This window comes from Pseudanabaena cinerea FACHB-1277, assembly GCF_014696345.1.
Classification (GTDB): Bacteria; Cyanobacteriota; Cyanobacteriia; order Pseudanabaenales; family Pseudanabaenaceae; genus Pseudanabaena; species Pseudanabaena cinerea.
This window is the reverse complement of the sequence record NZ_JACJPY010000037.1, coordinates 17,378-39,990: the sequence shown is the minus strand read 5'-3', so window position 1 is coordinate 39,990 and position 22,613 is coordinate 17,378. Positions and strand designations below refer to the sequence as shown.

21 protein-coding genes are annotated in these 22,613 nt (G+C 43.1%); 18 read left to right on the top strand and 3 right to left on the bottom strand.

Annotation, left to right across the window (positions count from 1 at the left end):
- Positions 1-303, top strand: a 303-nt coding sequence (locus tag H6F44_RS12650; RefSeq protein WP_190351319.1) for a transposase, incomplete at its 5' end; no start/stop codon positions are given.
- Positions 304-499: 196 nt separating this feature from the next.
- Here the strand turns inward: H6F44_RS12650 and tnpA are convergent.
- Entirely contained in the window at positions 500-901 is a 402-nt protein-coding gene (tnpA, locus tag H6F44_RS12645; RefSeq protein WP_190351318.1) for an IS200/IS605 family transposase, read from the bottom strand.
- 51 nt (positions 902-952) lie between these two features.
- Between tnpA and H6F44_RS12640 the strand changes: the two genes are divergently transcribed.
- From H6F44_RS12640 to H6F44_RS12625, 4 genes are all read left to right on the top strand, one after another.
- A complete protein-coding gene (locus H6F44_RS12640; protein ID WP_190351317.1) occupies positions 953-2,137 on the top strand; it encodes an RNA-guided endonuclease InsQ/TnpB family protein in 1,185 nt (394 codons plus the stop codon).
- A 57-nt stretch (positions 2,138-2,194) separates the two neighbouring features.
- Positions 2,195-2,974, top strand: coding sequence for a tetratricopeptide repeat protein (locus H6F44_RS12635; protein WP_190351316.1), 780 nt, complete (start codon positions 2,195-2,197; stop codon positions 2,972-2,974).
- Positions 2,975-3,170: 196 nt separating this feature from the next.
- Positions 3,171-3,710 (top strand): OsmC family protein, encoded by a 540-nt coding sequence (locus tag H6F44_RS12630; protein WP_190351315.1) that lies wholly within the window; start codon positions 3,171-3,173, stop codon positions 3,708-3,710.
- 164 nt (positions 3,711-3,874) lie between these two features.
- Positions 3,875-5,014: an acyl-CoA dehydrogenase family protein gene (locus H6F44_RS12625; RefSeq protein WP_190351314.1), complete on the top strand. Its 1,140-nt coding sequence runs from the start codon at positions 3,875-3,877 to the stop codon at positions 5,012-5,014.
- A gap of 135 nt (positions 5,015-5,149) precedes the next feature.
- On the opposite strand, the gene H6F44_RS12620 is transcribed toward H6F44_RS12625, so the two are convergent.
- Positions 5,150-5,659 carry an EF-hand domain-containing protein gene (locus tag H6F44_RS12620; RefSeq protein WP_190351313.1) on the bottom strand — a complete coding sequence of 170 codons (510 nt, stop codon included), beginning with the start codon at positions 5,657-5,659 and terminating at the stop codon, positions 5,150-5,152.
- Between the two features lie 797 nt (positions 5,660-6,456).
- Here H6F44_RS12620 and H6F44_RS12615 point away from each other — a divergent pair.
- The 13 genes from H6F44_RS12615 to H6F44_RS12550 all read left to right on the top strand — a co-directional run bounded on the left by H6F44_RS12615 (position 6,457) and on the right by H6F44_RS12550 (position 21,656).
- A complete protein-coding gene (locus H6F44_RS12615) occupies positions 6,457-8,124 on the top strand; it encodes a CmpA/NrtA family ABC transporter substrate-binding protein (protein WP_242016558.1) in 1,668 nt (555 codons plus the stop codon).
- A gap of 181 nt (positions 8,125-8,305) precedes the next feature.
- Complete coding sequence (locus tag H6F44_RS12610; protein ID WP_190351324.1) at positions 8,306-9,112, top strand: ABC transporter permease; 807 nt, start codon at positions 8,306-8,308, stop codon at positions 9,110-9,112.
- A gap of 17 nt (positions 9,113-9,129) precedes the next feature.
- Positions 9,130-10,014 (top strand): ABC transporter ATP-binding protein, encoded by an 885-nt coding sequence (locus H6F44_RS12605; protein WP_190351323.1) that lies wholly within the window; start codon positions 9,130-9,132, stop codon positions 10,012-10,014.
- A gap of 36 nt (positions 10,015-10,050) precedes the next feature.
- A complete protein-coding gene (cynS, locus tag H6F44_RS12600) occupies positions 10,051-10,497 on the top strand; it encodes a cyanase (protein ID WP_190351312.1) in 447 nt (148 codons plus the stop codon).
- 42 nt (positions 10,498-10,539) lie between these two features.
- The gene (locus H6F44_RS12595) at positions 10,540-11,175 is read left to right on the top strand and encodes a TetR/AcrR family transcriptional regulator (RefSeq protein WP_322096216.1); all 636 of its coding nucleotides are present in this window, start codon (positions 10,540-10,542) and stop codon (positions 11,173-11,175) included.
- A 345-nt stretch (positions 11,176-11,520) separates the two neighbouring features.
- A complete protein-coding gene (locus tag H6F44_RS12590) occupies positions 11,521-12,993 on the top strand; it encodes an inorganic phosphate transporter (RefSeq protein WP_190351311.1) in 1,473 nt (490 codons plus the stop codon).
- Between the two features lie 272 nt (positions 12,994-13,265).
- Positions 13,266-14,105: a Uma2 family endonuclease gene (locus H6F44_RS12585; protein WP_190351310.1), complete on the top strand. Its 840-nt coding sequence runs from the start codon at positions 13,266-13,268 to the stop codon at positions 14,103-14,105.
- Positions 14,106-14,320: 215 nt separating this feature from the next.
- Complete coding sequence (locus H6F44_RS12580) at positions 14,321-15,751, top strand: aspartate aminotransferase family protein (protein ID WP_190351309.1); 1,431 nt, start codon at positions 14,321-14,323, stop codon at positions 15,749-15,751.
- A 61-nt stretch (positions 15,752-15,812) separates the two neighbouring features.
- Positions 15,813-16,805: an alcohol dehydrogenase catalytic domain-containing protein gene (locus H6F44_RS12575; RefSeq protein WP_190351308.1), complete on the top strand. Its 993-nt coding sequence runs from the start codon at positions 15,813-15,815 to the stop codon at positions 16,803-16,805.
- Positions 16,806-16,902: 97 nt separating this feature from the next.
- A complete protein-coding gene (gene hxpB, locus H6F44_RS22845; RefSeq protein ID WP_199302110.1) occupies positions 16,903-18,720 on the top strand; it encodes a hexitol phosphatase HxpB in 1,818 nt (605 codons plus the stop codon).
- A 129-nt stretch (positions 18,721-18,849) separates the two neighbouring features.
- Positions 18,850-19,818, top strand: a complete 969-nt coding sequence (gene glk / locus H6F44_RS12560) for a glucokinase (protein ID WP_190351307.1) — start codon at positions 18,850-18,852, stop codon at positions 19,816-19,818.
- Positions 19,799-20,650: a DUF4037 domain-containing protein gene (locus tag H6F44_RS12555; protein ID WP_190351306.1), complete on the top strand. Its 852-nt coding sequence runs from the start codon at positions 19,799-19,801 to the stop codon at positions 20,648-20,650. The genes glk and H6F44_RS12555 overlap by 20 nt, the downstream gene beginning before the upstream one ends.
- Entirely contained in the window at positions 20,640-21,656 is a 1,017-nt protein-coding gene (locus tag H6F44_RS12550) for a DMT family transporter (protein ID WP_190351305.1), read from the top strand. The genes H6F44_RS12555 and H6F44_RS12550 overlap by 11 nt, the downstream gene beginning before the upstream one ends.
- Positions 21,657-21,750: 94 nt before the next feature.
- Here H6F44_RS12550 and H6F44_RS12545 read toward each other — a convergent pair whose 3' ends face one another.
- Positions 21,751-22,533 carry an MOSC domain-containing protein gene (locus H6F44_RS12545; RefSeq protein WP_190351304.1) on the bottom strand — a complete coding sequence of 261 codons (783 nt, stop codon included), beginning with the start codon at positions 22,531-22,533 and terminating at the stop codon, positions 21,751-21,753.
- Positions 22,534-22,613 lie beyond the last annotated feature (80 nt).

Here is a 22,613-nt window from a genome sequence, read left to right as displayed (position 1 = left end):
GATGATTTATGTCCTCATCTATCCTCGGGCAATGTGGTGGTGATGGACAATCTCAACTCCCATAAATCGGCTCAAGTGCAGCAACTGATTACGGCTACTGGCGCAAAGCCTTTATATTTACCTCGCCATTCTCCTGATTTTAATCCCATTGAAATGCTGTGGTCGGTACTGAAGTCCTTTGTTCGCAAATTTAAACCGCATTGTTTACTTGTCATCCAGATTGTCTTGAAAACATTCTTTCTTTTGCTCGATAAATCTTTCTTCTCAAACTGGTTTTCCAAATGCTGCTATTGTACCCCTTAATTCCTCAATAGGCTGTATGCTCGCCTAGTAAAAAAGCAGTCCGTCATACAGGCTGCTTTTTTGTTTGCTTACTCACTCGAACAGGCGATCGCTAATAAACCAAACACCTAAAATTGCAACAAATTCACATTGTCATGCAAATCAAGGGCTATACGAATTGTAGTTATCAGAAAATTGGGTTTAAAACCCCGTGCTTCTAGCACGGCTTTTCTTGGTTTTGAATGTACTGTTTAAGAATTTCCAAGGGCGCACCTCCAACAGAAGAAACAAAATAGCTTGGGCTCCATAGTGCATCCTTTCCATAAGGTTTAGTATAGCCAGCTTGACCGTATCTTCGACTTGAGACACCTTTTAAGGCATTAACTATTAGAGATACAGACAGCTTGGGTGGGTATTCAATCAAAGCATGAATATGATCTGACTCACCATTGAACTCCTGTATTTGAAAATCCATCTTTGCTGCCACTTCTTTAAAAGATTTTTCAATTACAGTAAGGCTCTCAGAAGTAAAAATCTTGCGTCTATATTTTGTAACGCAGACCAAATGTATTTTAAGGTCGGAAACACTATGTCGTTCCTTGCGTAAATGAGTTGTCATTTTAAGCAGACCAATGTATAATAAACCTACAGACCAATTTTAGCATAAGCAATGAAAGCTAGATATCAATACAGATTTTACCCAACTGACCAACAACAAAAGAGCCTAGCTCAATTGTTTGGTTGTGTTCGTGTGGTCTGGAATGACGCTTTAGCGCTTTGCAAAGCATCTGGTAAAGCGATTGGTTTTAATAAGCTTTCAGCTATGCTCACTCAGTCAAAAAAGACTGATGAAAGGCAATGGCTTAAAGAAGTATCATCTGTACCCTTACAGCAATCCCTAAGATATTTAGATGTTGCCTATCGTAACTTTTTTAATTCTTTAAAAGGAAAGCGCAAAGGTAAAAAAGTTGGTTTTCCAAAATTCAAAAAGAAAACCAATAATCAATCTGCTGAATTTACCAAAGCGGCTTTTTCTCTTTCTGGGGATAGTGTCTATTTAGCCAAAGTAGGAGATATCAAACCAATATGGTCTAGAAAACTACCATCGGAGCCTAGCTCTGTAACAGTAATTAAAGACTGTGCAAACCGATATTTTCTTAGCTTTGTAGTGGACATAGAACCAGAAAATATTGAACCAATTAATCCTACGGTAGGGATCGATTTAGGCATCAAAATCTTTGCTGTACTCAGTACGGGTGAAAAGTTTCAAAGCCCTAATTACTCCAAACTGGATAAAAAGGCTAGAAAGTTACAGCGCAAATTAGCAAGGCAATCTAAAGGCTCTAACAGGCGACATAAAACCCGTTTGAGGATAGCTAAAAAACATACCAAGATTGCTGATACTCGCAATGACTTTCTACATAAAGTCTCTACGGTCGTGGTACGCAAAAACCAAGCAATCACTTTAGAAGATCTCAATGTTTCTGGCATGGTCAAAAATCGCAAACTTGCACGGGCAATTAGTCAGCAAGGATGGAGAGAATTTAGAACTCTTTGCGAGGCTAAGTCTGAAAAGTATGGCAGAACTTTCTCAACAGTTAGTCGATGGGAGCCTACCAGTCAGGTTTGTTCCCATTGCGGCTACCAATGGGGTAAGTTAGATCTCTGTGTCAGGACTGTTTCTTGCCTAAGTTGTGGGACTACTCATGACCGCGATGAGAATGCCGCTAAAAATATAGATAAAGTCGGGATAGGGAACTGCCACGACTCTAAACGAATGCGGAGAGACAATAAGACTACTTCGGTAGCAAGTCTCAGTGATGCGTTAAGAATCACCGTCGCTTCAGCTCGGTGAGTGTTTCAAAAATCCCTTTTTAGGAAGCTTACATCTGTAGCCACAGCATCAATTTTTATGAATGATACATCGCAAATTATGGAGGCGATCGCTAATTTTAGTCGCACCATTGAAATGGAGCCGCAGTCTCTAGAGGCGCATCTAGGTCTGGGCAATGCCTACCAACAGATGGGTTGGGACGAATTAGCGATTACACATTTGCAAAAGGCTTTGGAGATCGCCCCTGAGCAATTTCTGGCTGAGGATCATTGTCGGTTAGGGGATCGCTTTAAACAGAGGGGCAAGGTGGCTGAGGCGATCGCCTGTTATGAACAAGCAATAATGGTTAATCCAGATCTAGTAATTGGTTGGCGATCGTTGGTACAGATCCAAATCCAGACGAATAGCTCCCTTGACATAATTCTGCAAACCTACGCAAGGGCAAATCAACATAGTGAGGCAATTTGGCAAGCAAGGGACTATAACAATTTGGGCGTGTTATGGCTAAGGCAAGCGGAACTGTCGGCTGTCCAAGATCAAGGGGCAATGCCCCAAGCAATTAGCTGTTTTCAAAAGGCGATCGCCATCGATCCCACCTATGCCGATGCCCATTGCAATCTTGGCAGTGCCTTTTTGCGGCAAGATCAGGTCAAAGATGCTGTCCTAGCTTATAAAGAAGCGATCGATATCGATCCGCAGTTTGCCCAGGCTTACTTTAATCTTGGGATCGTTTTTAGCAATACTGGCAATATTGATGAGGCGATCGCCTGTCTAGAGTCAGCGATCGCGCTTGATCCCACCTCTATCCAAGCCCGTGAATACCTGAGTCAGTTGCTTATAACCTCTCATACCAAATGAAGAAATGGCGTAGCCACTTCCTCATTTTAAAAACCATACTGGGTTTGTTTTTCCATACACAAAAGTGTGACAAAACTTTTGTGTATGGGTATTAGCCTTTTAATTTTGTGTCACGCTATACTGAATTGTCTTAATCTTGTATAGTATTTAATTGTACAGAACGTTCTATTTGATTGAACCATAATCAGCAAAAAATATGACTCAAACTGCAACCGCCTCAGTAATTACCCCATTGCGTCCCGTAAGCAAAGATGGACTACAGGCACTTGCCGCCAAAGCACAGGCAAATCCTAACGTGATCGGCACTTTAAAAGTTAAAACCGTATGCGAAGGTCAGTTTCGTAACCTCACCTATGTCCGCAACTTGCCAGAACACGTTATTGATGAGCCACCAACATTGCTTGGTGAAGATACAGCGCCGAACCCATCGGAAGCTCTTCTCGCTTGCCTTGGCTCCTGTTTATCTGTTGGTATTCATGCTAATGCAATTATGCGCGGCATTACCCTATCTAAGTTAGAACTGCACCTTGAAGGGGATATCAATATCACAGGTGTATGGGGGATCGGCGATCTATCAGAAAAGCGCCTAGGCTTTAGTGCAGTGCGTGTCAAGGTGGATATTGAATCTGACGCAACTAAGGAAGAACTTGCAGAGTTGCTCGCCCATGCTAACCATTGGTCGCCTGTGGCAAATACTTTCCGTAATCCTGTTGATATGGAAGTATCACTAGCTTAGTGTGGCGGTTTTCATTTTGCCTACGGCAAAACGAAAACTCAAAACCCTTGCTAATGGTTAGCGTTGCGCCGCAATGCTAACCATTAGCAAGAGAGTATTTAAAGCTAACCAAACCTTTTTTGGCTGAATTACAATTGATAAAAGAAGCTTGGAGAATAGAGAAAATGCAGGTTAGTGAAATCAGTCCTAAGCAATCAACGCCAGATTTGCTTACCGATAGGGCTTTAATGCAGAGTTTGCAAGATGCGATCGCCCAAAAATTAGCCCCTGATGTCACCAAGATTGACTTGCAAGGTATCTACCCAGAAGGATTTTTGCGTCATATTGGGGCGATCGGAGCCTATGGTCAGGGAGTAGATCTTAATTGCGGTGGTACAGAGAGGGGTGTATTGCCTGCTCTCAAGGCGATCGAGATGGTGTCGGAAACCTGTTTGAGTAGTGGCTTCATGGTTTGGTGTCACAATGCTTGTGCTTGGTATCTGCAAAATTCAGATAATACATTTTTGCGATCGCAGGTTTTGCCGAAAGTTGCGAGGGGCGAAGTTTTAGCAGCGACAGGCTTATCGAATCCAATGAAGCATTTTGCGGGAATTGAGAAGATCAAAATTGTCGCAACCCCCTGTGAAGGTGGCTATATTCTCAATGGCACATTGCCTTGGGTGTCAAATTTGGGCGAAAATCATTTGTTTGGAGTCTCAGCCCAAATCGCTGGGACCGATGACTACTTGATGGCGATCGCCCAAGGTGGAATGGCAGGTCTAGAACTAAAGCAGGATGTTCATTTCATTGCTTTGGAAGGCACAAGAACTTTTAGATGCTTATTTAAGAACGTATTTATTAGCAATGATTGGATTTTGGCTGCTCCCTGCGATCGCTATGTGGAATATATCAAACCAGGCTTTATATTGATGCAGGTGGGTATGGGACTAGGTTTGACCCAAAATTGCATTGACCTCATGCGAAGAATCGACCGCACTAAGCAGCACGTCAATCAATACCTTGACGATCGCCCCGAAGAGTTGGAATCAGAATTGGAAGCATTGCGGCTAAAATCCTACGGATTAGCAGAAGCGATCGGCAATGGTCGGCAGTTGGTTAGCAAAGATGTATTGCGCGGAGTAGTTGAATCAAGGGCGACCGCTTCTGAGTTGTCATTGAGGGCTTCGCAATCCTTAATGCTCCATGCAGGGGCGATCGGTTATGTCCATGGCAGTGTATACGATCGCCGCCTCCGCGAATCCTACTTTGTGGCCATGGTGACACCTGCTCTCAAACATCTCCGCAAAGTTTTAGCCAACCTCTAAATCTGGTAGAGGTCTAATCGAAAAACTAGGACTTACGCACAATAGCTAAACTAGGGGCAATTAATTGCCCCTACGATAAAATCAGGTGTTCAAGTTCTTTTGCGTAAGTTCTATAGGTTTGTTAAATCGGGATTTTTAAATAGGACCAAATACCTTGTTGCCAGCAGCATTTTCATCTTCACTGTAATAAAATTCTTCCAAGAGGGGAAATAATTCTTCTCTAGTAATTGAACCATCGCCATTGCGATCAATCTGCTGAAAGCTCTCATCTGCATATACAACTGGAATATTGAAGATAGAAAAGAAAATTTTCCATTCCGATAAGTCTAAGTTGTTACTGCGATCGACATCAACAGTGTCAAATACTAGCTCATCCAATGAGCTAATCATTTTTTGATGGTCACTGTTCTGCGAAACTATTTCATGATAAGCCAGCCAATCTTCAAGAGAAACAACAGGTTCCTGTTGCTTTTGTAAAATTTCCTGAATGTCACCACGCATTTTAATCCATTGGAAGCCATACTTCTCAATCATTAGCTGATACTCGTTGGAGTCAATTTTAAATCCCCTTAAGTTTGCTAGTCTAGCGACGATTTTTTCATAGTCGGCAAATTTGAGAAATCCGCTATTACACGCATCGTACATGGTGAACAGCTTAACTAACTTTCTTCTTTTAAGATTACTTAACATATTTAGCCATGAAAACTAGAAGCAAATATAGATCGAGACCTTGTTTAGTTAATACCAATAAAAGGTTAAATAATGGTTATATTTGCATTATGTAGTAATTACAGCGTATGGTGCTGACTAAAATATTTGCTTGCTTGGCACTTTACTCTGCAATGTCAAAATAGTTTCATTTTACAAGTAAGATATTATTCTGCTGATGTTATCAAGCTTTTCAAGAAAACTAGATTTAGAGAGCAGTTACAGTACTTTGGGCTAGATTGCAAATCCTAAAAAATTTTGAAATTAGCATAGGAGATTGTTTTAAAAGTCTTGACTTTTGCTAAAAATACTAATCTATCGCCCCTAAACCATCTTAAGAAAGGAAAAAAGAAATTAAAGAATTTCCCCTTAAAAATGAGAATCAAAAATTTTTAAACAACTTCTAAGGCAATATTTTTGAAAATATGATTGGATTGCTCAAAACATCATTGGGTAGCAATAAATTACAGCAATCAAAAATTTGACTGCATTATTGGTACGATTTTAATTTGTTTTCTTTGCCCCACTAAAAAGCCCTTTTAAAAATCCCTTTTAAAAAAGTATTTTTAATTTATCTGTCAAGACTTTTCGTATAGGCATATACCGATTCACTACGCCTATGTTGCTAGAGTAGAAGTGATTAAATTATTATTTAGCTTTTGGTTAAAAATATCTTATTTAATCCCACTTAATTTAGTGAATTAAACATAACTAGAAATAGATCGGACTTCACCATGACATCTACATTGATAGAACAAATGGTCGCATCCGCGATCGCCAATAATTCTGATCACATTAGTCCTCAAACTTCTTACTATTCCAGTGCCAAGATAAACAGTCTTTTTAGCCCATGCCCTTGCGGTGCAGATCATAATGCTGACGAGCATCAGCGTGTTATGGAAGGAATGCCCACAGATCCCGCAGAACTGGTAAATGACCTCATTAAAATGGGGCATTATTCTGATCGCGCCCAGCTAATGGCGATGTCATGGGAAACCAATGCGATGAAAGCCGATCTCTGGCAATTGCTAGAGCAAGGGGCTTTGGCTAATGCCACAGAGAGCCAAAAGCTTATCTGCTATGATCTGATTAAATTAGCGGGTGGTGTGGAAGAAGCCTTTAGCGCTGCCTTTGGTCCCCAAGCGCAGGAATTTTTTGGTGATGCCCTGCAATCGAGTACCTTCCGCCGCCGTGAATTTTTGATTAAGGTGGCTGCGGCTGCGGCGGTAGTTACGCTCACAGGTTGCCCCTCTGCCCCACCCGAAACCCCTACACCTCAAGCAGGTTCTCCCAATGTGCCTAGCCCTGCGGCAAACTTGGAAAAAACTAGCCTCAAGGTTGGCTTTTTACCAATTACCTGTGCAACCCCGATCATCATGTCGGAGCCGCTTGGTTTTTATACTAAGCATGGTTTGAAGGTGGAACTGGTGAAGATGCCTAGTTGGGCAGCAATTCGTGATTCGGCGATCGCTGGTGAGTTAGATGCTTACCATATGCTTTCACCGATGCCCATCTCTATGTCCCTTGGCTTAGGTTCAGCCGCTTTTCCTATAAAGCTTGCCAGTATTGAAAATATTAACGGACAGGCGATCTCAGTTGCCAATCAGCATCTGGGCAAGGTCAAGGAGCCGAAAGATTTCAAAGGATTTAGCATCGGCGTTCCCTTTGCCTTCTCCATGCACAATTTGTTATTGCGCTATTACCTTGCCTCTGGTGGGCTGAACCCCGATAAGGATGTGCAGATTCAAGTGATTCCGCCACCCGATGCGATCGCCAAGATGACGGCAGGACAATTAGATGCCTTCCTGTTGCCAGATAACGTGGTGCAGCGTTCCGTATTCAACAAAATCGGCTTTATCCATTTACTTACCAAAGATATTTGGGCGGGGCATCCCTGCTGTGCCTTTGCTGCCAGTGAAAAATGGATTACTGCCAATCCCAACACCTATCGGGCTATAAACAAGGCAATTATTGATGGTGCTGGCTATGCCAATGATGCGAAAAATCGAGAGGAAATTGCCAAGGCGATCGCTGGTAAAAACTATCTCAATCAACCCGAACCTGTACTCAAAGCCGTATTAACGGGCAAATTTGAAGATGGACAGGGCAATACCCTTGATGTGCCTGATCGGGTTGGTTTCGATCCCTATCCTTGGAAGAGCTTCGCGAAATGGATTTCTAGCCAAATGGTACGGTGGGAACTGATGCCCAAAGAGAAGGCTGATTACAAGGCGATCGCTGAGAACATCTATCAAACTGAATTAGCCAGCGAATTGGCGAAGGAACTGGGACAAACACCACCAACGGCAACCGAACGGATTGAGAAGCTCAAGTTCGACTCCTTTGATCCTGCCAAACCCGAAGCTTACATCGAAGAACAAATCAAGCAGTTTAAGATTTAAGGCTTACACAAAATAATGATCGTAAGGGCAATTCATGGATTGTCCTTACGATGGATTATGGGTTTCAAGTTGTTTTTGAGTGATTCTTGAGATTTAGAGAAATTGATTGAAATCCTAATTAAAATTTATGAATTATTCACCCTCACGCCCTACCAAAACACAACCGCAAGAAAATCCTGTTATGGCAGTCATTCAAAAAGTACTGCCAAATCAGGATTATCAAGCCTTTGCCCTATTTATCCTGATTTTGGCAGCAATCTTGACCTTCTGGGAAATTGGTGCAAACTCTGGTTGGTTCTCACCCCTAATGCCCTCTGCCACACTGACCATGAGCGACTTTTGGGGCTGGATTTCTAAACCCTTCTATGTCAAAGGTACTAATGATCTCGGCATCGGTTGGCATTTGCTCACGAGTCTGCGTCGTGTGGCGATCGGATTTATTGTCGGTGCGGCGATCGCTGTCCCCATTGGCATCGTTGTCGGTCTATTTCCCGTCGTCTCCAAAGCGATCGATCCCTTTGTGCAGGTTCTCAAACCAGTTTCGCCCCTCGCTTGGCTGCCCATTGGTCTAGGCTTGATCAAGGATTCCGAAAGCACTGCTATTTTCGTAATTGCGATTACCAGCCTTTGGCCCACGTTGATCAATACTAAATTCGGTGTGAGCAATGTTGATCGCACTTACATTGATGTCACCCGTACCCTTGGTGCTTCTCAATGGCGAACGATCACAAGGGTGATTTTACCTGCGGCGGCTCCGAGTATTGTGGCAGGAATGCGAATTAGCGCGGGTATTGCTTGGCTGGTCATCGTTGCTGCGGAAATTCTCATCGGTGGTACTGGTGTGGGCTATTTCGTTTGGAATGAATGGAACAACCTCAGCATTACCAGTATCATTACCGCGATTCTCTTGATTGGTGCGATCGGCTTAATTATTGATCGCTTATTTGGATTATTACAACACTCGGTATCTTTTGGTAGGGAATCATGATTTTATCTCTAGGAGAAATGGAAAAATCAAGCGAAGAATCAGGGGCATTATTAGAAGCCGATTCAGCCATAGATAATGCCCAGATCTCTATTCAGAATGTTTCGATGGTTTATCGTGGGCGAAGTGGTTGGATCAATAAAATTACCAAGCGTACTTCCAAGGATTATGTGGCTCTATCAGATATTAATTTTGATATTGCCCCGAATACTTTTGTGACAATTATCGGTCCTTCGGGTTGTGGCAAATCCACATTACTCAGTCTCATTGCTGGCTTGACGATGCCCACTAGTGGCGCTGTGTTTGTCAATGGCGATCGCATTTACAAGCCAGGGCCCGATCGCGGTGTCGTATTTCAGAACTATGCCCTTATGCCTTGGCTGACAGTGGCAGAGAACCTCCACTTTGCCATTGAAACGGTCTATCCGCAGATGTCCCTCGCCGATCGCAAAAGTCGGGTTTATGAATATATTGAACTCGTGGGACTGAAGGGGGCGGAAAAGAAACATCCCCATGAACTCTCAGGCGGTATGAAGCAAAGGGTGGGCATCGCCCGTGCCTTGGCGATCGATCCTGAAATCCTGTTAATGGATGAACCCTTTGGCGCATTGGATGCCCTTACCAGAGGCTTCCTTCAGGATGAAGTTGCGCGAATTTGGGAACAGAAACGCAAAACCGTAGTGATGATTACCCATAGTATTGAGGAAGCTTTGCTTCTATCTGATAAAATTGTCATGATGAAGCGGGGACCCGCCGCAGGGATTGATGAAATCCTTGATGTGAATTTTCCCCGTCCGCGATCGCGTGAAAATCTCGATCAACAGGCGGGCTACCATGACCTCAAAGCGGAAATGGAAGATCATCTCATGCGTGAAACTCGTGCTGTTGAAGCCGCGAGAATTTAGCAATCCCAATATCAACATTAAGGAGTCTTAGTAAATATGACAGTAGAATTTCCCGCATTTACCCATACAATTCTCGCTGCCAAAAAAGCAAAAGGCATTAGTTTTGCTGACCTCGAAACCATCTTAGGCCGTGATGAAGTATGGATTGCTTCGCTATTTTACGGTCAAAATAGCGCCAGTCCTGAGGAGGCTCAAAAAATTGCCGAGGCATTGGGCTTAGGAGAAGAGGCGATCGCTGCCCTGACTAGTTACCCCAGTAAAGGCTTAGGTCCCGTAGTTCCCACCGATCCTTTGATCTATCGCTTCTATGAAATCATGCAGGTCTATGGCTATCCAATGAAGGAAGTGATCCATGAAAAGTTTGGCGATGGCATCATGAGCGCCATTGACTTCACCCTCGACATCGAAAAAGTGGAAGACCCTAAAGGCGATCGCGTCAAAGTGACCATGAATGGTAAATTCTTACCCTATAAAAAGTGGTAGTATTTATAACTTCACAGAGTGCAATGCATTGCAAGGCGCTCTGTGAAGCAAAGATTAGGCATATTTAAACAAAAGTTTATGGCAAATCTCAAACGTACCCGCGAAGACATTCTCACATCGGCGATCGCCACTGTACATCGACAAGGCTTGCAATCAACGGGACTAAAAGACTTATTTGCCGTTACCCAAGCTTCATCGGGTAGTTTTTATAATTATTTTCCATCTAAGGATGAATTTGCCCATGCACTAATCGATTTTCAATGGCAGCAAATTCGAGAAGATACTTTTGAAGCAACTAAAGAACTAGCAGAAGATCCGATCGCCCGTTTATTTTTAGTGATTGACAAAATTGAAGCTAAACATCTGTCTGAAATTAACTGTGCTGGTTGTTTATTGGGGAATCTAATTGTCGATTTGGTTGAGCATAATGAGTCTTTTCGCCAACATTTGCAACAGATTTTTGATGATTGGCAAGCCCTATTTGCGGAATTATTGCAAGCAGGTAAGGCGCAACTCAGCGATCGCGTTGATCCTGATTTACTGGCTGAACAAATTTTAACGATGCTCGAAGGGGTATTGCTGATGGTGAGATTGTATAGCGACAGCGATCGCCTTCGGCGCGGTTTCAATAATATCCGTCAGGTAGTCAAGGCAGCATTAGTTTCACAACAGCCCTGAAAATGCAGCCATGACAAAACGTTTGGCAATTCTCCAATTCGCGTCCCTATTCCATTTAAAGTATAATACACCTGCTGTACCTTCAATTTTCTGGGCACTGGTTCCGCCCAGTGAGGAAGTAAAAGCCAAGCATAGCAAGGGTTATGGTTTTAATTAAAAGAATCTTGTATGGCAGTAACCTAACACAAAAACAGGGTGTACAGGCACTTTTTGCTCAAAAACCACGTTAACCAGCTTTGACAACAGATTCCTACACTCCTTGCTGAATAAGACTTTCTGCTCCTCATTGGGCGGAACCAGTGCCATTTTCTGTACATACGGTTTTACTTTTCAAAGTCCAACTCTATGGAATATTTATTTTTTGGTTTGGCGATCGCTTTGGTAATTGGCTTTGAATTTGTAAATGGTTTTCATGATACTGCTAATGCCGTAGCCACTGTCATTTATACCAATACCCTTAAACCTGTTCATGCGGTTGTCTGGTCAGGGATTTGGAATTTAATTGGTGTACTAACATCCAGTGGCACTGTTGCCTTTGCAATCATTGCCCTATTGCCTGTGGAATTAATTGTCAACGTATCTTCAGGACAAGGACTAGTAATGACCTTGGCTTTGCTAAGTTCAGCGATTATTTGGAACCTAGGAACTTGGTATTTAGGATTACCTGTATCTAGTACCCATAGCTTAATTGGTGCAATTATGGGAATTGGAATTGCCCACTCCTTTGTGTCAGCAGAGCCTTGGTGGGATGGAATCAATTGGCTAAAAACACAGGAAGTCTTGCTCTCCTTGGTAATTTCGCCCTTAGCAGGATTTCTGGGCGCAGCGCTACTATTCTTAGCTGCAAAGGGACTGATCAAGCAAGATGAGCTTTATACAGCACCCGAAGACAAGGTTCCATCACTGTGGGTGCGCGGGATATTAATTTTGACCTGTACAGGCGTAAGTTTTGCCCACGGCTCTAATGACGGTCAGAAAGGAATGGGGCTAATGATGCTGGTTTTAATCGCGATTTTACCCAGCTTATTTTCACTAAATATGGATACCAGTCCCCAAGCGATCGCTCAATTAGTTGCCACATCAAATGCGGTAATTCCCATATTAGAGTCACAGACCCGCAATTATACTCATGATCAAAGTTCTCAGCAGAGTCGCGATCACTTGATTGATTTTTTAAAACCCCAAGGACAGGTTAACAAAGATATTTGGCAAGCATTAATTGCAGAAAGTCAAGTAATCACTAAAAGTTTAGTCAATAACCATAGTTTTTTGGATCTAGAAGCCAGCGATCGCCATGAACTGAAAAATGATATTGACCTTGTTGCTAGTACCATTACTAAATTAGCCAAACAAGAAAAATTAGCCAATATTCCCGAACACAGTTTACTCATTGATTACAGAAAGCAGTTGGATCAAATCAGTAAATTCATTCCCTATTGGGTGAAAATTACGGTAGCCTTGGCATTAGGTTTGGGAACAATGGTGGGATGGAAGCGCGTGGTGGTGACTGTTGGCGAAAAGATTGGCGAAGAACATCTCAATTATGCTCAGGGCGCTGCTGCCGAGTTAATTACAATGTCTACAATTAGCGCTGCCGATTATTTTGGACTCCCCGTTAGCACTACGCACATTCTCTCATCAGGGATTGCGGGTTCAATGGTGGCTAATCGTTCTGGCTTACAGATGAATACTTTAAAAAACCTATTGCTAGCTTGGATACTAACCTTACCAGTCTGCACGATCTTAGGCTTCTCAACCTACGTGATCGCCCTATTTTTGATGCAGATGCCCATGAAAAGCGCTATATTCATCAACTAATTCATATTACGCAGAACGCAGTTGATGAATCTCTTACTGCTAGCCAAGCGCAACTACAGGGAGATTGCCCCTACCTGAATCATTCATGTTTTGTAGGGGCTGTAGATGGTGCGTGCCAGCCCGAAACCTTAGCTATCTCAGGACTTCTATCTGCGTAAGGTGAGTCAACTAAGTTTCAAATGGCTCTAGATTGTATCCCTAACAAGGTTGGTTATTTCGCGTAAGTCCTAAATATGCTAAGTTATGTTATAGACGTGACTTGGAGTGCCGTTATGACTATTTCTGGCGAGTCCTTAGCGGATGCGTCCTGCCGCAAACTAATAACAAGAATAGAACTGCCTGATGAGGACTTTGAGCCGATGCCCGAAGGCGATATCCAGCGTCGAAATTTAAGCTATGCCACTGAAGCTTTAAAACTTTGGTTTGAGAAACAACAGAATGTCTATGTTTCAGGGAATCTATTTATTCGCTATGAGCAAGATTTAGTAGAGAAAAGAGTCGCGCCTGATATTTTTGTTGTGTTTGGAATGAGCAAAGAAGATCGGGTTAGCTATACGATAGGGGAAGATGGTGGCAAAGCACCTGATTTCGTTTTGGAAGTAATTTCAAGAGGAACGAGGACAAAAGATCGTAAACAGAACCCATTAATTTATAAATATCTAGGTGTAAAGGAATATTTTCAATATGATCCTTCCATCCAGATCTTGAAACCTAGCGCGTTAAATGGTGTGCGTTTGGAGCATGGAGAATATGTGGCGATCGCCTCTTCAGTTTTAGCCGATGGAACTTTAGCATTACATAGTGAGGTTTTAGGTTTAGATTTACATTTATATCCAAGTCTAAACTTTCGTTTCTTTGATCCAATTTCTAATCAGATGTTGCGATCCTATGCTGAGGCAGAACACGATCGCTCGATTGCTGAGTTAGAGAGATTGTATGAGCAACAGGCTAGGCGAGAGGCGGAGGTGATCGCGGAGCAAGAGCGGCTGGCTAAACAACAGGCGGAGGCGATCGCGGAGCAAGAGCGTTTAGTCGCTCTCCAAGAACGTAATAAAAATGAAAAACTTGCTGCTTACTTGAGATCGTTGGGAATCAATCCTGATGATATTTAATAGTGCGCCGATTGTATAACTCAAAACAACAGTAATCCTTATATTTGTACTATCGTTGCATATAGGATCAATCTTTTAAGTAGCATAAAAATACTTAAAATGTGATTTCAGTGAAAGATTTTATAATAAATCATTCAGAAATCCCATATAAATACAATTCAAACACAATAAAGATAAAATCCCAATATTACATTATCCACAAGCCCAGGCACAGAATGTTAGAGTTAGAAAATCCGAGATTTACTTTAGGTGACGAGCCAAACAACGGCAACAATCGCTCAACACATCATGATGATCTACGCTTGATTGACCAAGAATACATGAGTTGGGGAGACACGGTTCATTACCAAGAAAAGCCGATTATGGCTACGGGGTGTCAGGGTGGGCTGTTGTTTGATGATCATAACAACACCTACTTTGATACAGGAATGTGGCACTCAAGCTGCAACTTTGGTTATCGCAATCCTTACATTGAATCAGCAGTTTTTAAGCAACTGGGTACATTGCCTCAAGCCTGTGGAGATTTTTTGCACCGAGAGAAGTTATTAATTGCCAAAGAAGTTGTTGATGCCATTTATGCAAGAACGGGTGTGAAGGGTCGTGTATCTTTCAATGTTGGTGGTTCTCTGGTTGTTGAAGATGCGCTCAAAATTGTTAGAAAAAACACTAAAAAAAATAAGGTCGCTGTGTTAATGGGTGCTTATCATGGGCGCTCTCTTGGCACTCTATCGCTTTCTAGTAGTCATCGCTATCGACAGTACTATAATGAGTTTCCCGATCGCGCAATCATGTTTCCCTTTGCTAACTGCTCCCAATGCTTCTACGAAAAGGAGAGAGAAACCTGCGACCTATATTGTGCTCGCATGATTAGTAAAGCTTTTTCCAACGAGTATTATGGTATTGCTAGTGTTAGTGATGCCGAAGTTGGTGCAGTTGTGATTGAGCCTTGTCAAGGACGTGGTTACACTATTCCACCTAAGGATTTCTATCGAGGCTTTGTCCAAGATTTGCAAGATCGAGGGCTGTTGGTAGTTGCCGATGAAATTCAAGTGGGGATGTACCGTACAGGGAAATTATTTGCCTTTGAACACTTTGGATTCGTTCCCGATATTATTACCCTCAGCAAATCCTTTACCAATGGCTTGAGTCCAGTTAGCCTAGTTTGGGCTAGGGAAGATTTAGTACATCCAGATGTATTCACCCCCGGGCACGCCCATAGCAACTTTGCGAACCATCCTCTAGGCACGGCGGCGGCTCTAGGTACTTGGCGATACATGATGTCTCAGGACTACGAGAAGTCAGTCCCAGAAAAGGGCGCTTATTTCCTAGAAAAGCTGCAACAGTTGCAGTCCAAACATTCTATTGTCTATAGTGTCGATGGCTTGGGATTGTTGCTAAACATGACCTTTGCTAATGAGGAGGGTATCCCTTACCAAAACTCCGCTCAAATAGCCGCCGCGATCGCTCAGGATAATGATTTTAAAGTGCAGGGCAAAACCTGGCGCATGATCTTACAAACAGGCGGCTACAATCTCAACACCCTTAAATTTGCGCCCTATCTCGACATCACCCATCAAGAAATTGATTTGGTCATTGAGATGCTTGATCAAGTACTCCAAAAACTAGGAGTAGTTCTAAATAACTAAAGATAAGCGGCGCAAAGCGCCGCCTATCTTTAACTAATAAACCAATTACAGGAGCCATTAAGTGAAAGCCGCAGTTCTCTACGGAGCTAACAAAATAGAAATTCGCGATGTTCCCACACCAGCGATCGCCCAAGCAGGAGAAGTAATCGCCGATGTTCAATTTGTGGGACTTTGTAAAACCGATCAACAAATAACTGCCACAGCCCCTAACCAATTGCCAAAAGGTCAAGAATTGATTTTGGGGCATGAGGTTGTTTGCCAAATACCTGATGAACAGACTTACTTTGCCCTCAACAACGAAATCTCCTGCGGTGAATGTAGCTATTGCCAAGAAGGACTCACCAGCCACTGCCAGAACTTGCAAGAATTAGGAGTAAACTGTAACGGCGGATATGCCCAAAAAATGCTTGCGCCTAGAAGTTCTCTATACCCCTTTGTCTTTTCTAATCCATCTTTGGGGATTCTCATCGAACCTTTGAGTTGTGCGGTGAGGGGTGTAGAACGTATTCTGGCTACTGCAAATCTGTGGTCAGTTGACCAACCAACGACTCTCATTATCGGTGGTGGACTGTCAGGATCTTTAGTCGGTTACTTATTGACGCATTCTCCTCAATTCCAAGGCAATATCAAATTGTATGATATCGTCAACCAGCCAATTCTTTGGGCTGAGAAATTGGGGATAGAAAGGATAACGGAAGTCGTAAAAGACAAAGCTCACTTAGTGATTGAATGCTCTGGTTCTCCCAATGGCTTAGATACGGCTTTGACATCTGTGCGTAAGGCTGGACTAGTCTGCATTTATGGTGTTCCCAAAGTCGGAATCCCTTTGCCGATCTCTCCCCATGAGTTGTTTATGCGGGAAATTGCCGTAATCACATCCTTCGCGGGTGCGACTGAGCAGACTATGGGCAAAGCGATCGACTACATTCGCAATGATGAAGCCTTCTTTGAACAATTACTAGGGCGCGTGATTTCTCTGCAAAATCTGCCCCAAGAACTAACCGCTTGGAACCCCCAACTAGGTACTCGTACCTTTGTTGACATGAACGCTTAAAAGGGAAAGTAAAAAGTAAAAAGTAAAAAGTAAAAAGTAATCTACTTTCTTTTTCCTTTTGCCTTTCTACTTTTTCCTTGAATACAGGAGATCCGCAATGCTAAATTCAGCCCTAATTTTTGATATGGATGGTTTGCTAATTGACAGCGAACCTCTCTGGTGCAAAGCCGAACTGGAAGTATTCCAAGATCTAGGCGTACCCTTGGAGTTAAGTATGTGTAGTCAAACTATGGGCTTGCGAACCGATGAAGTCGTTAGTTATTGGTATGCAAGATTTCCTTGGAAAGCTCCCGATCAAACCGTGGTAGCCGAAAGGATTATTAGTCGTGTTAGTGAACTGGTAGCTACCTGCGGACAACCATTGCATGGAGCCGTAGAAGCTGTGCAACTCTGTCGGCGGCTGCAATTGCCCTTAGCCTTGGCAACATCATCACCCATGCGCCTAGTGGGGGCAGTACTGCATAAACTAGGTTTAGAAAACGCCTTTGATGTAGTCAGTTCTGCCCAGTACGAAGCATTCGGCAAACCCCATCCTGCGGTATATCTGCACACTGCTGAGAAATTAGGTGTAGCTCCCCAAAGATGTATAGCCTTTGAAGACTCTATTCGCGGCATTATCAGTGCCAAAGCTGCTTCCATGCGGTGTATTGCTATTCCTGCACCATTGGATAGAGAAGATACGCGACTAGCGATCGCCGATGCCAAACTAGACTCACTCACCCAGATCACTGAATCTTGGTTAAAGCATTTTATTTCTCTATCTAGCTTTGCTGATCGCGCAGATCCTAGCCCCGATCAAGTATCTAATAGGGTAGATAAAGTTATCCTAACCAAGCCAATTATCCCCACAAAGATGGGGGCGGCGATCTGGTACGGTGCTGGGCGCGAAAATTTCCGATGGGAACAAGTGGATCTCCTTGGACCGAATACAGAAGAAGTGCTGATTAAAGTCAAGAAATGCTTTTTTTCGGCTATGCACGTGCGGGCAGTTTTAGTTGGACATGCCAAGCATCAGCCACCCGAAATTTTTGGTAGGATGTTTGCAGGTGATGTCGTAGCGGTGGGAGCAAATGTCACCAATGTTAAAGTGGGAATGCGTGTCACACTCAATCCCGAACGTCCTTGTGGTCAATGTTACTATTGTCAAGTTAAGGAATGGGGACATTGCCTCAATCCAACCCTATTAGCTTCAGGCGGCATGGCTGAGTATGTATTGGTTCCTGCGCCATTGGTCGATCGCATTTTTGAACTTCCTCCAAATATCACCTATGCGGAGGGTGCTTATACTGAGACCCTTGCCTGCATCCTTCAAGCTATGGACTTGTCTAATATTGGCAAGTCAGATATTGGCAAGTCAGATATTGGCAACTCAGATATTGTCGTGATTTTAGGGGATGGGGGCGTGGGGTTGACCTTTGTGCAGTTAGCGCGTCTTCAAGGGGCAACCAAGGTTATAATCGCTGGCAAACATGATGAAGCGCTGCAACAAGCCCTAGATTTGGGTGCATTTCGGGTCGTAAATATTCAACATGAATCCTTAGAAGCGGTAGTGAATCAAGAAACGCAGGGCTATGGCGCTGATGTGATCATAGAAGCAGTAGGCAACCGACAAACCTATGAACAGTCGATGAGCCTACTCCGTTGTGGCGGTACGGCTGTGGAATTTGGTGGCACTCCCCCAGGCACAAAATTTACAGGTGATCCTAACCTCATCCACTACCGCTCTCTTAAAATTCATGGTAGCTATCGATACAAGCCAGAGCATTTCCGCAGAGCATTAGAACTAATCTGTACAAAACAAATAGATTTAAGTCCTATAATAACTCATCAAGTCTTGTCCTCTAACTTGACCACCGATGCAGTTGATATCCATCAGCGATCGGACTGCCGAGCTTTAGTAATAGACTTCCCCTAAAACGATCAAGAAAAAAGTAAAAAGTAAAAAGTAAGAAATAATCGAATTTTTCCTTTTTGCTTTCCACTTTTTCCTTAAAAACATTGAATATCCTACCATCCAGCTTTTTCCTTTTTCCTTGATTAAACCATGATTATAGCAGGCGACATTGGAGCCACTAACGTTCGATTAGCGGTATTTGACGACAACCTTACCATCCTTGATCAACATCTTTATAAAAGCCAAGAGTATAAGAGCTTGCAGGATGTGGTGCGGCAGTTTCTGGAAAACACTAAATATGCCATCAAAGCTGCTTGTTTCGGTGTGCCAGGTCCTGTCAAAGAGGGTAAATGTAAATTAACGAATGTTCCTTGGGAAGTGATCGATGCCGAGATATTGGCTACATTGATTGATAGCCCCGTGAGTTTACTCAATGATGTGGAAGCCACAGCCTATGGTGTGGAAACTTTGCGGGACGATGAGTTGGTAACATTAAATATTGGTGATAAGTTGTCAGGGGGTAATCGCGCTGTCGTTGCCGTTGGGACTAGCTTAGGAGAAGCAGCGATCGTTGAAGTGGAAGGTAAGATCCACGTAATTCCATCGGAAGGTGGACATTCTGATTTTGGTCCCTATGATCAACAGCAATGGGATCTGCTTTGTTACACGCAACGGGACTACAAGAGGGTGAGCTATGAGGTTATTCTCGGTGGTCAAGGTTTAGTGCAGATCTACAATTTCCTGCGCGATACCAAGTTTAAAGATAGTCCTCAATTATTGGAGCAAAATCTGCAAATTGATGACAAGGCTGCGGCTATTAATCAAGCTGCTCAGGGTAGTGAATGTCCGATATGCGTGGAGGCACTGCGTCTTTTTGTCTCAATTTTGGCGGCGGAAACGGGTAATGCCGCAGTTAAGTATTTTAGTACTGGCGGAATTTATTTGGGTGGGGGGATGGCTCCTCGCATTTTAGCAAGTTTGCGCCAGCCCTTGTTTGTCGAGAATTTCGTTAATAAGGATAAAATGCGTAACTTTTTGCAGTCGATACCTGTATACGTTATTCTCAATCAATACACAGGCTTACAGGGGGCGGCTTGGTATGCAAAAAGAAGTTGCTGATTTTGTTCAAACAGTCGCCGATCAATTTAGCGGTTTGGCTCAGGTTGTGGCTGTTGTTTTAGCGGGTTCTCAAACGAGTCTCGTTGCCGATCGCCGATCAGATTTAGATTTTTATGTTTATGTTTCCGAGGAAATTCCTCCGCAAATTAGAACCGCGATCGCTCAAAAATTTGCTGTGAGGGTTGAAATTAACAACCAATATTGGGAGAATGGCGATGAGTGGATCGTCACTGAGTCAGGTATTGGTGTAGACATTATGTATCGAGATCCTGCTTGGATTGAAGCACAGCTTGAAGCGATTTTAGTCAAACATCAACCCAGCATTGGCTATACCACTTGCTTTTGGTCTAATGTTTTGCATTCCCAAATTCTATACGACAAAACAGGATGGTTTAGACAGCTCCAATCTTTTGCCAATCAGCCCTATCCTGAACCATTGAGAAAGGCGATCGTTGCCAAGAATTATCCGATTCTCCGCAGAAACATCTCATCATATTTGCATCAAATAGAATTAGCCATAGAACGCCGAGACTACTTTAGTATTAATCATCGAATAACGGCTTTGCTTGCTAGTTATTTCGATATTATTTTTGCGGTTAATTATGTCCCTCATCCTGGGGAGAAACGTTTGGTAGAGTTTGTCAAGCAGCTTTGTCCAAAATATCCTCCAGATATGGAAAATCACCTGTCAAATTTACTCAATCAGACAGATCAAACAGGATGCCTGACGTTCGACTCTTCTCAGCTTAGCGATCGCCACCTCAATCTAATAAATGCTTTGATCGATAGTCTTGATGAACTCCTAATTACCGAAAATTTAAATGACTACTAATAACCAAGAAATAGCAGATATCGGTCTCCCATCGGCTCAATCTCGATCAAAAGTCATTCCCTTCATATTGCTAATTGTCGCCTTATTGGCTCTATCGGTTACGGGGATTTTGGTCAAATTTTCGCTAATAGAAATGAGCATTAATGTAACCTTATTCAATCGCTCTTGGATCGCGGCACTAATATTTGGATTGTGGAATGGACTCTATCAGTTACGCGCTCAAAAATCTGATACTCCGTCTATACCCAAACAACCCCACCATGCAGGTGACTATGCCCTATTACTGGCAGCCTCCCTAGCCTATATGTTGGGTCGTCTGCTCTGGACTTGGTCTTTGACGCAAACTAGTGTTGCTAACGCCAATGTATTGGGTGGCTTAAGTCCAATATTTACTACCTTGGGGGCATGGTTATTCTTTCAACGGATTTTTGATCGCAAGTTTCTGATTGGTATGGTATTGGCGATCATAGGTGCTGCAATTTTAGGATTAGATGATTTACTGGTGTCTCAGGATAGTCTTGTTGGCGATTTGGCTGCTCTTGGCTGTGCCGTTTTATATGCAGGCACTTATTTAATCTTAGAGTATCTGCGAAATAATTTTGCAGTGCAAACTATACTTATGTGGCGGTGCTTGGTGGGCGCTTATTTGACGTTACCGCTCATACTGCTTCATCAAGAGCAATTCTTTCCAGCTTCTTGGTCAGGTTGGCTTGCCGTATTTGGACTCGCCGTGATCTGTGAAGCTTTGGGACATGGACTAACGGTCTATAGCCTCAAACACTTTTCTTCGACATTCATTCTGATCGTGTTTCTGCTAGATCCTGTGATTGCGGCAATTCTGGCATGGGTGCTGTTTGACGAAAGCTTAAGTTTGATCAATTGGCTAGGCTTTACCGTGATTATCGGTGGTATCTATTTAGCAAAAACTGGTAAAGGTTCTGATAAGCAAGTTGAGGTGAAGCCATCAGAAACTAATAGTCCTCTGCCAGCACAAAATAATTCGTAATCATCATCATTATTAGGACTTGCTGAATTAGGCGAAAACAGTTGATATTAGCAGCCTACATTCGCAATAGCCGATGCCATACAGTTGATGAATGTCAAATGTTAAGAGTATCTCCTAATTTGAGAATCTTGCCAGCTTCGGTAATAGGAATCCGGGTATTGACCGCTAGGCGGTAGAAATGGTTGAAACGCGATCGCTCAACATTATTTGGTAGGGTTGATTCCCGATGCTGAGAGAATATTTTTGAGAAAGATGGATAAACTATGCCCGTAATGGGATCACGAGTGGGAACAGGGCAGCGCTGACAGGGATTAGATCCTAAAAACTGCACTTCACCAATTTGAAATGGCACTAATTGCCCAGCCTCAGCAAATAGCGTATCCTCCCAAAAGGGCGGAACACCATCGATCTCCAAGTTTGTGCGAAATCTTTGCCGCATCTGTGCCAAGTTTAGCGATCGCTCAGGATACCAACTTGCCACAGTCTCTAAACTGGCAACAGAGATCAGTGTTGCCCCCCAAGCATCAGGATCATCGGGAAAGCCGTTGGCAATATTTTGCTGGATAGTTACTGGCTGTTCAAAAAAATCGCTAAACCATTCCCTTAATGAGGGGCGATCGCGGTCTAAATGAAAGGTGATAGATTGAGGGTGTTTAGGGGTTTGTAAGATGACTAAACGCTTTGCTAAATCATAGTTAGCGCGAATATGATGGATTTGTGGGTAGCGCTTAGCATTGATATATTTTCCTGTTTGATCGCATAAGGCAAACTCGCGATCGCCTTGCAATGAGCCACCCGAAGCAATGCCAACTTGATCGACAGCGATCGCATCTAGGGACTTAATCGGAAACAACAAAATCTTACTGAGTTGTGCCATCGCGTTATGCCATTGTGCTATGGCATTGGGAAGTAAACATTTTTAATCAAGTCTTAATAATGTCAAGTTTAGCAAATATA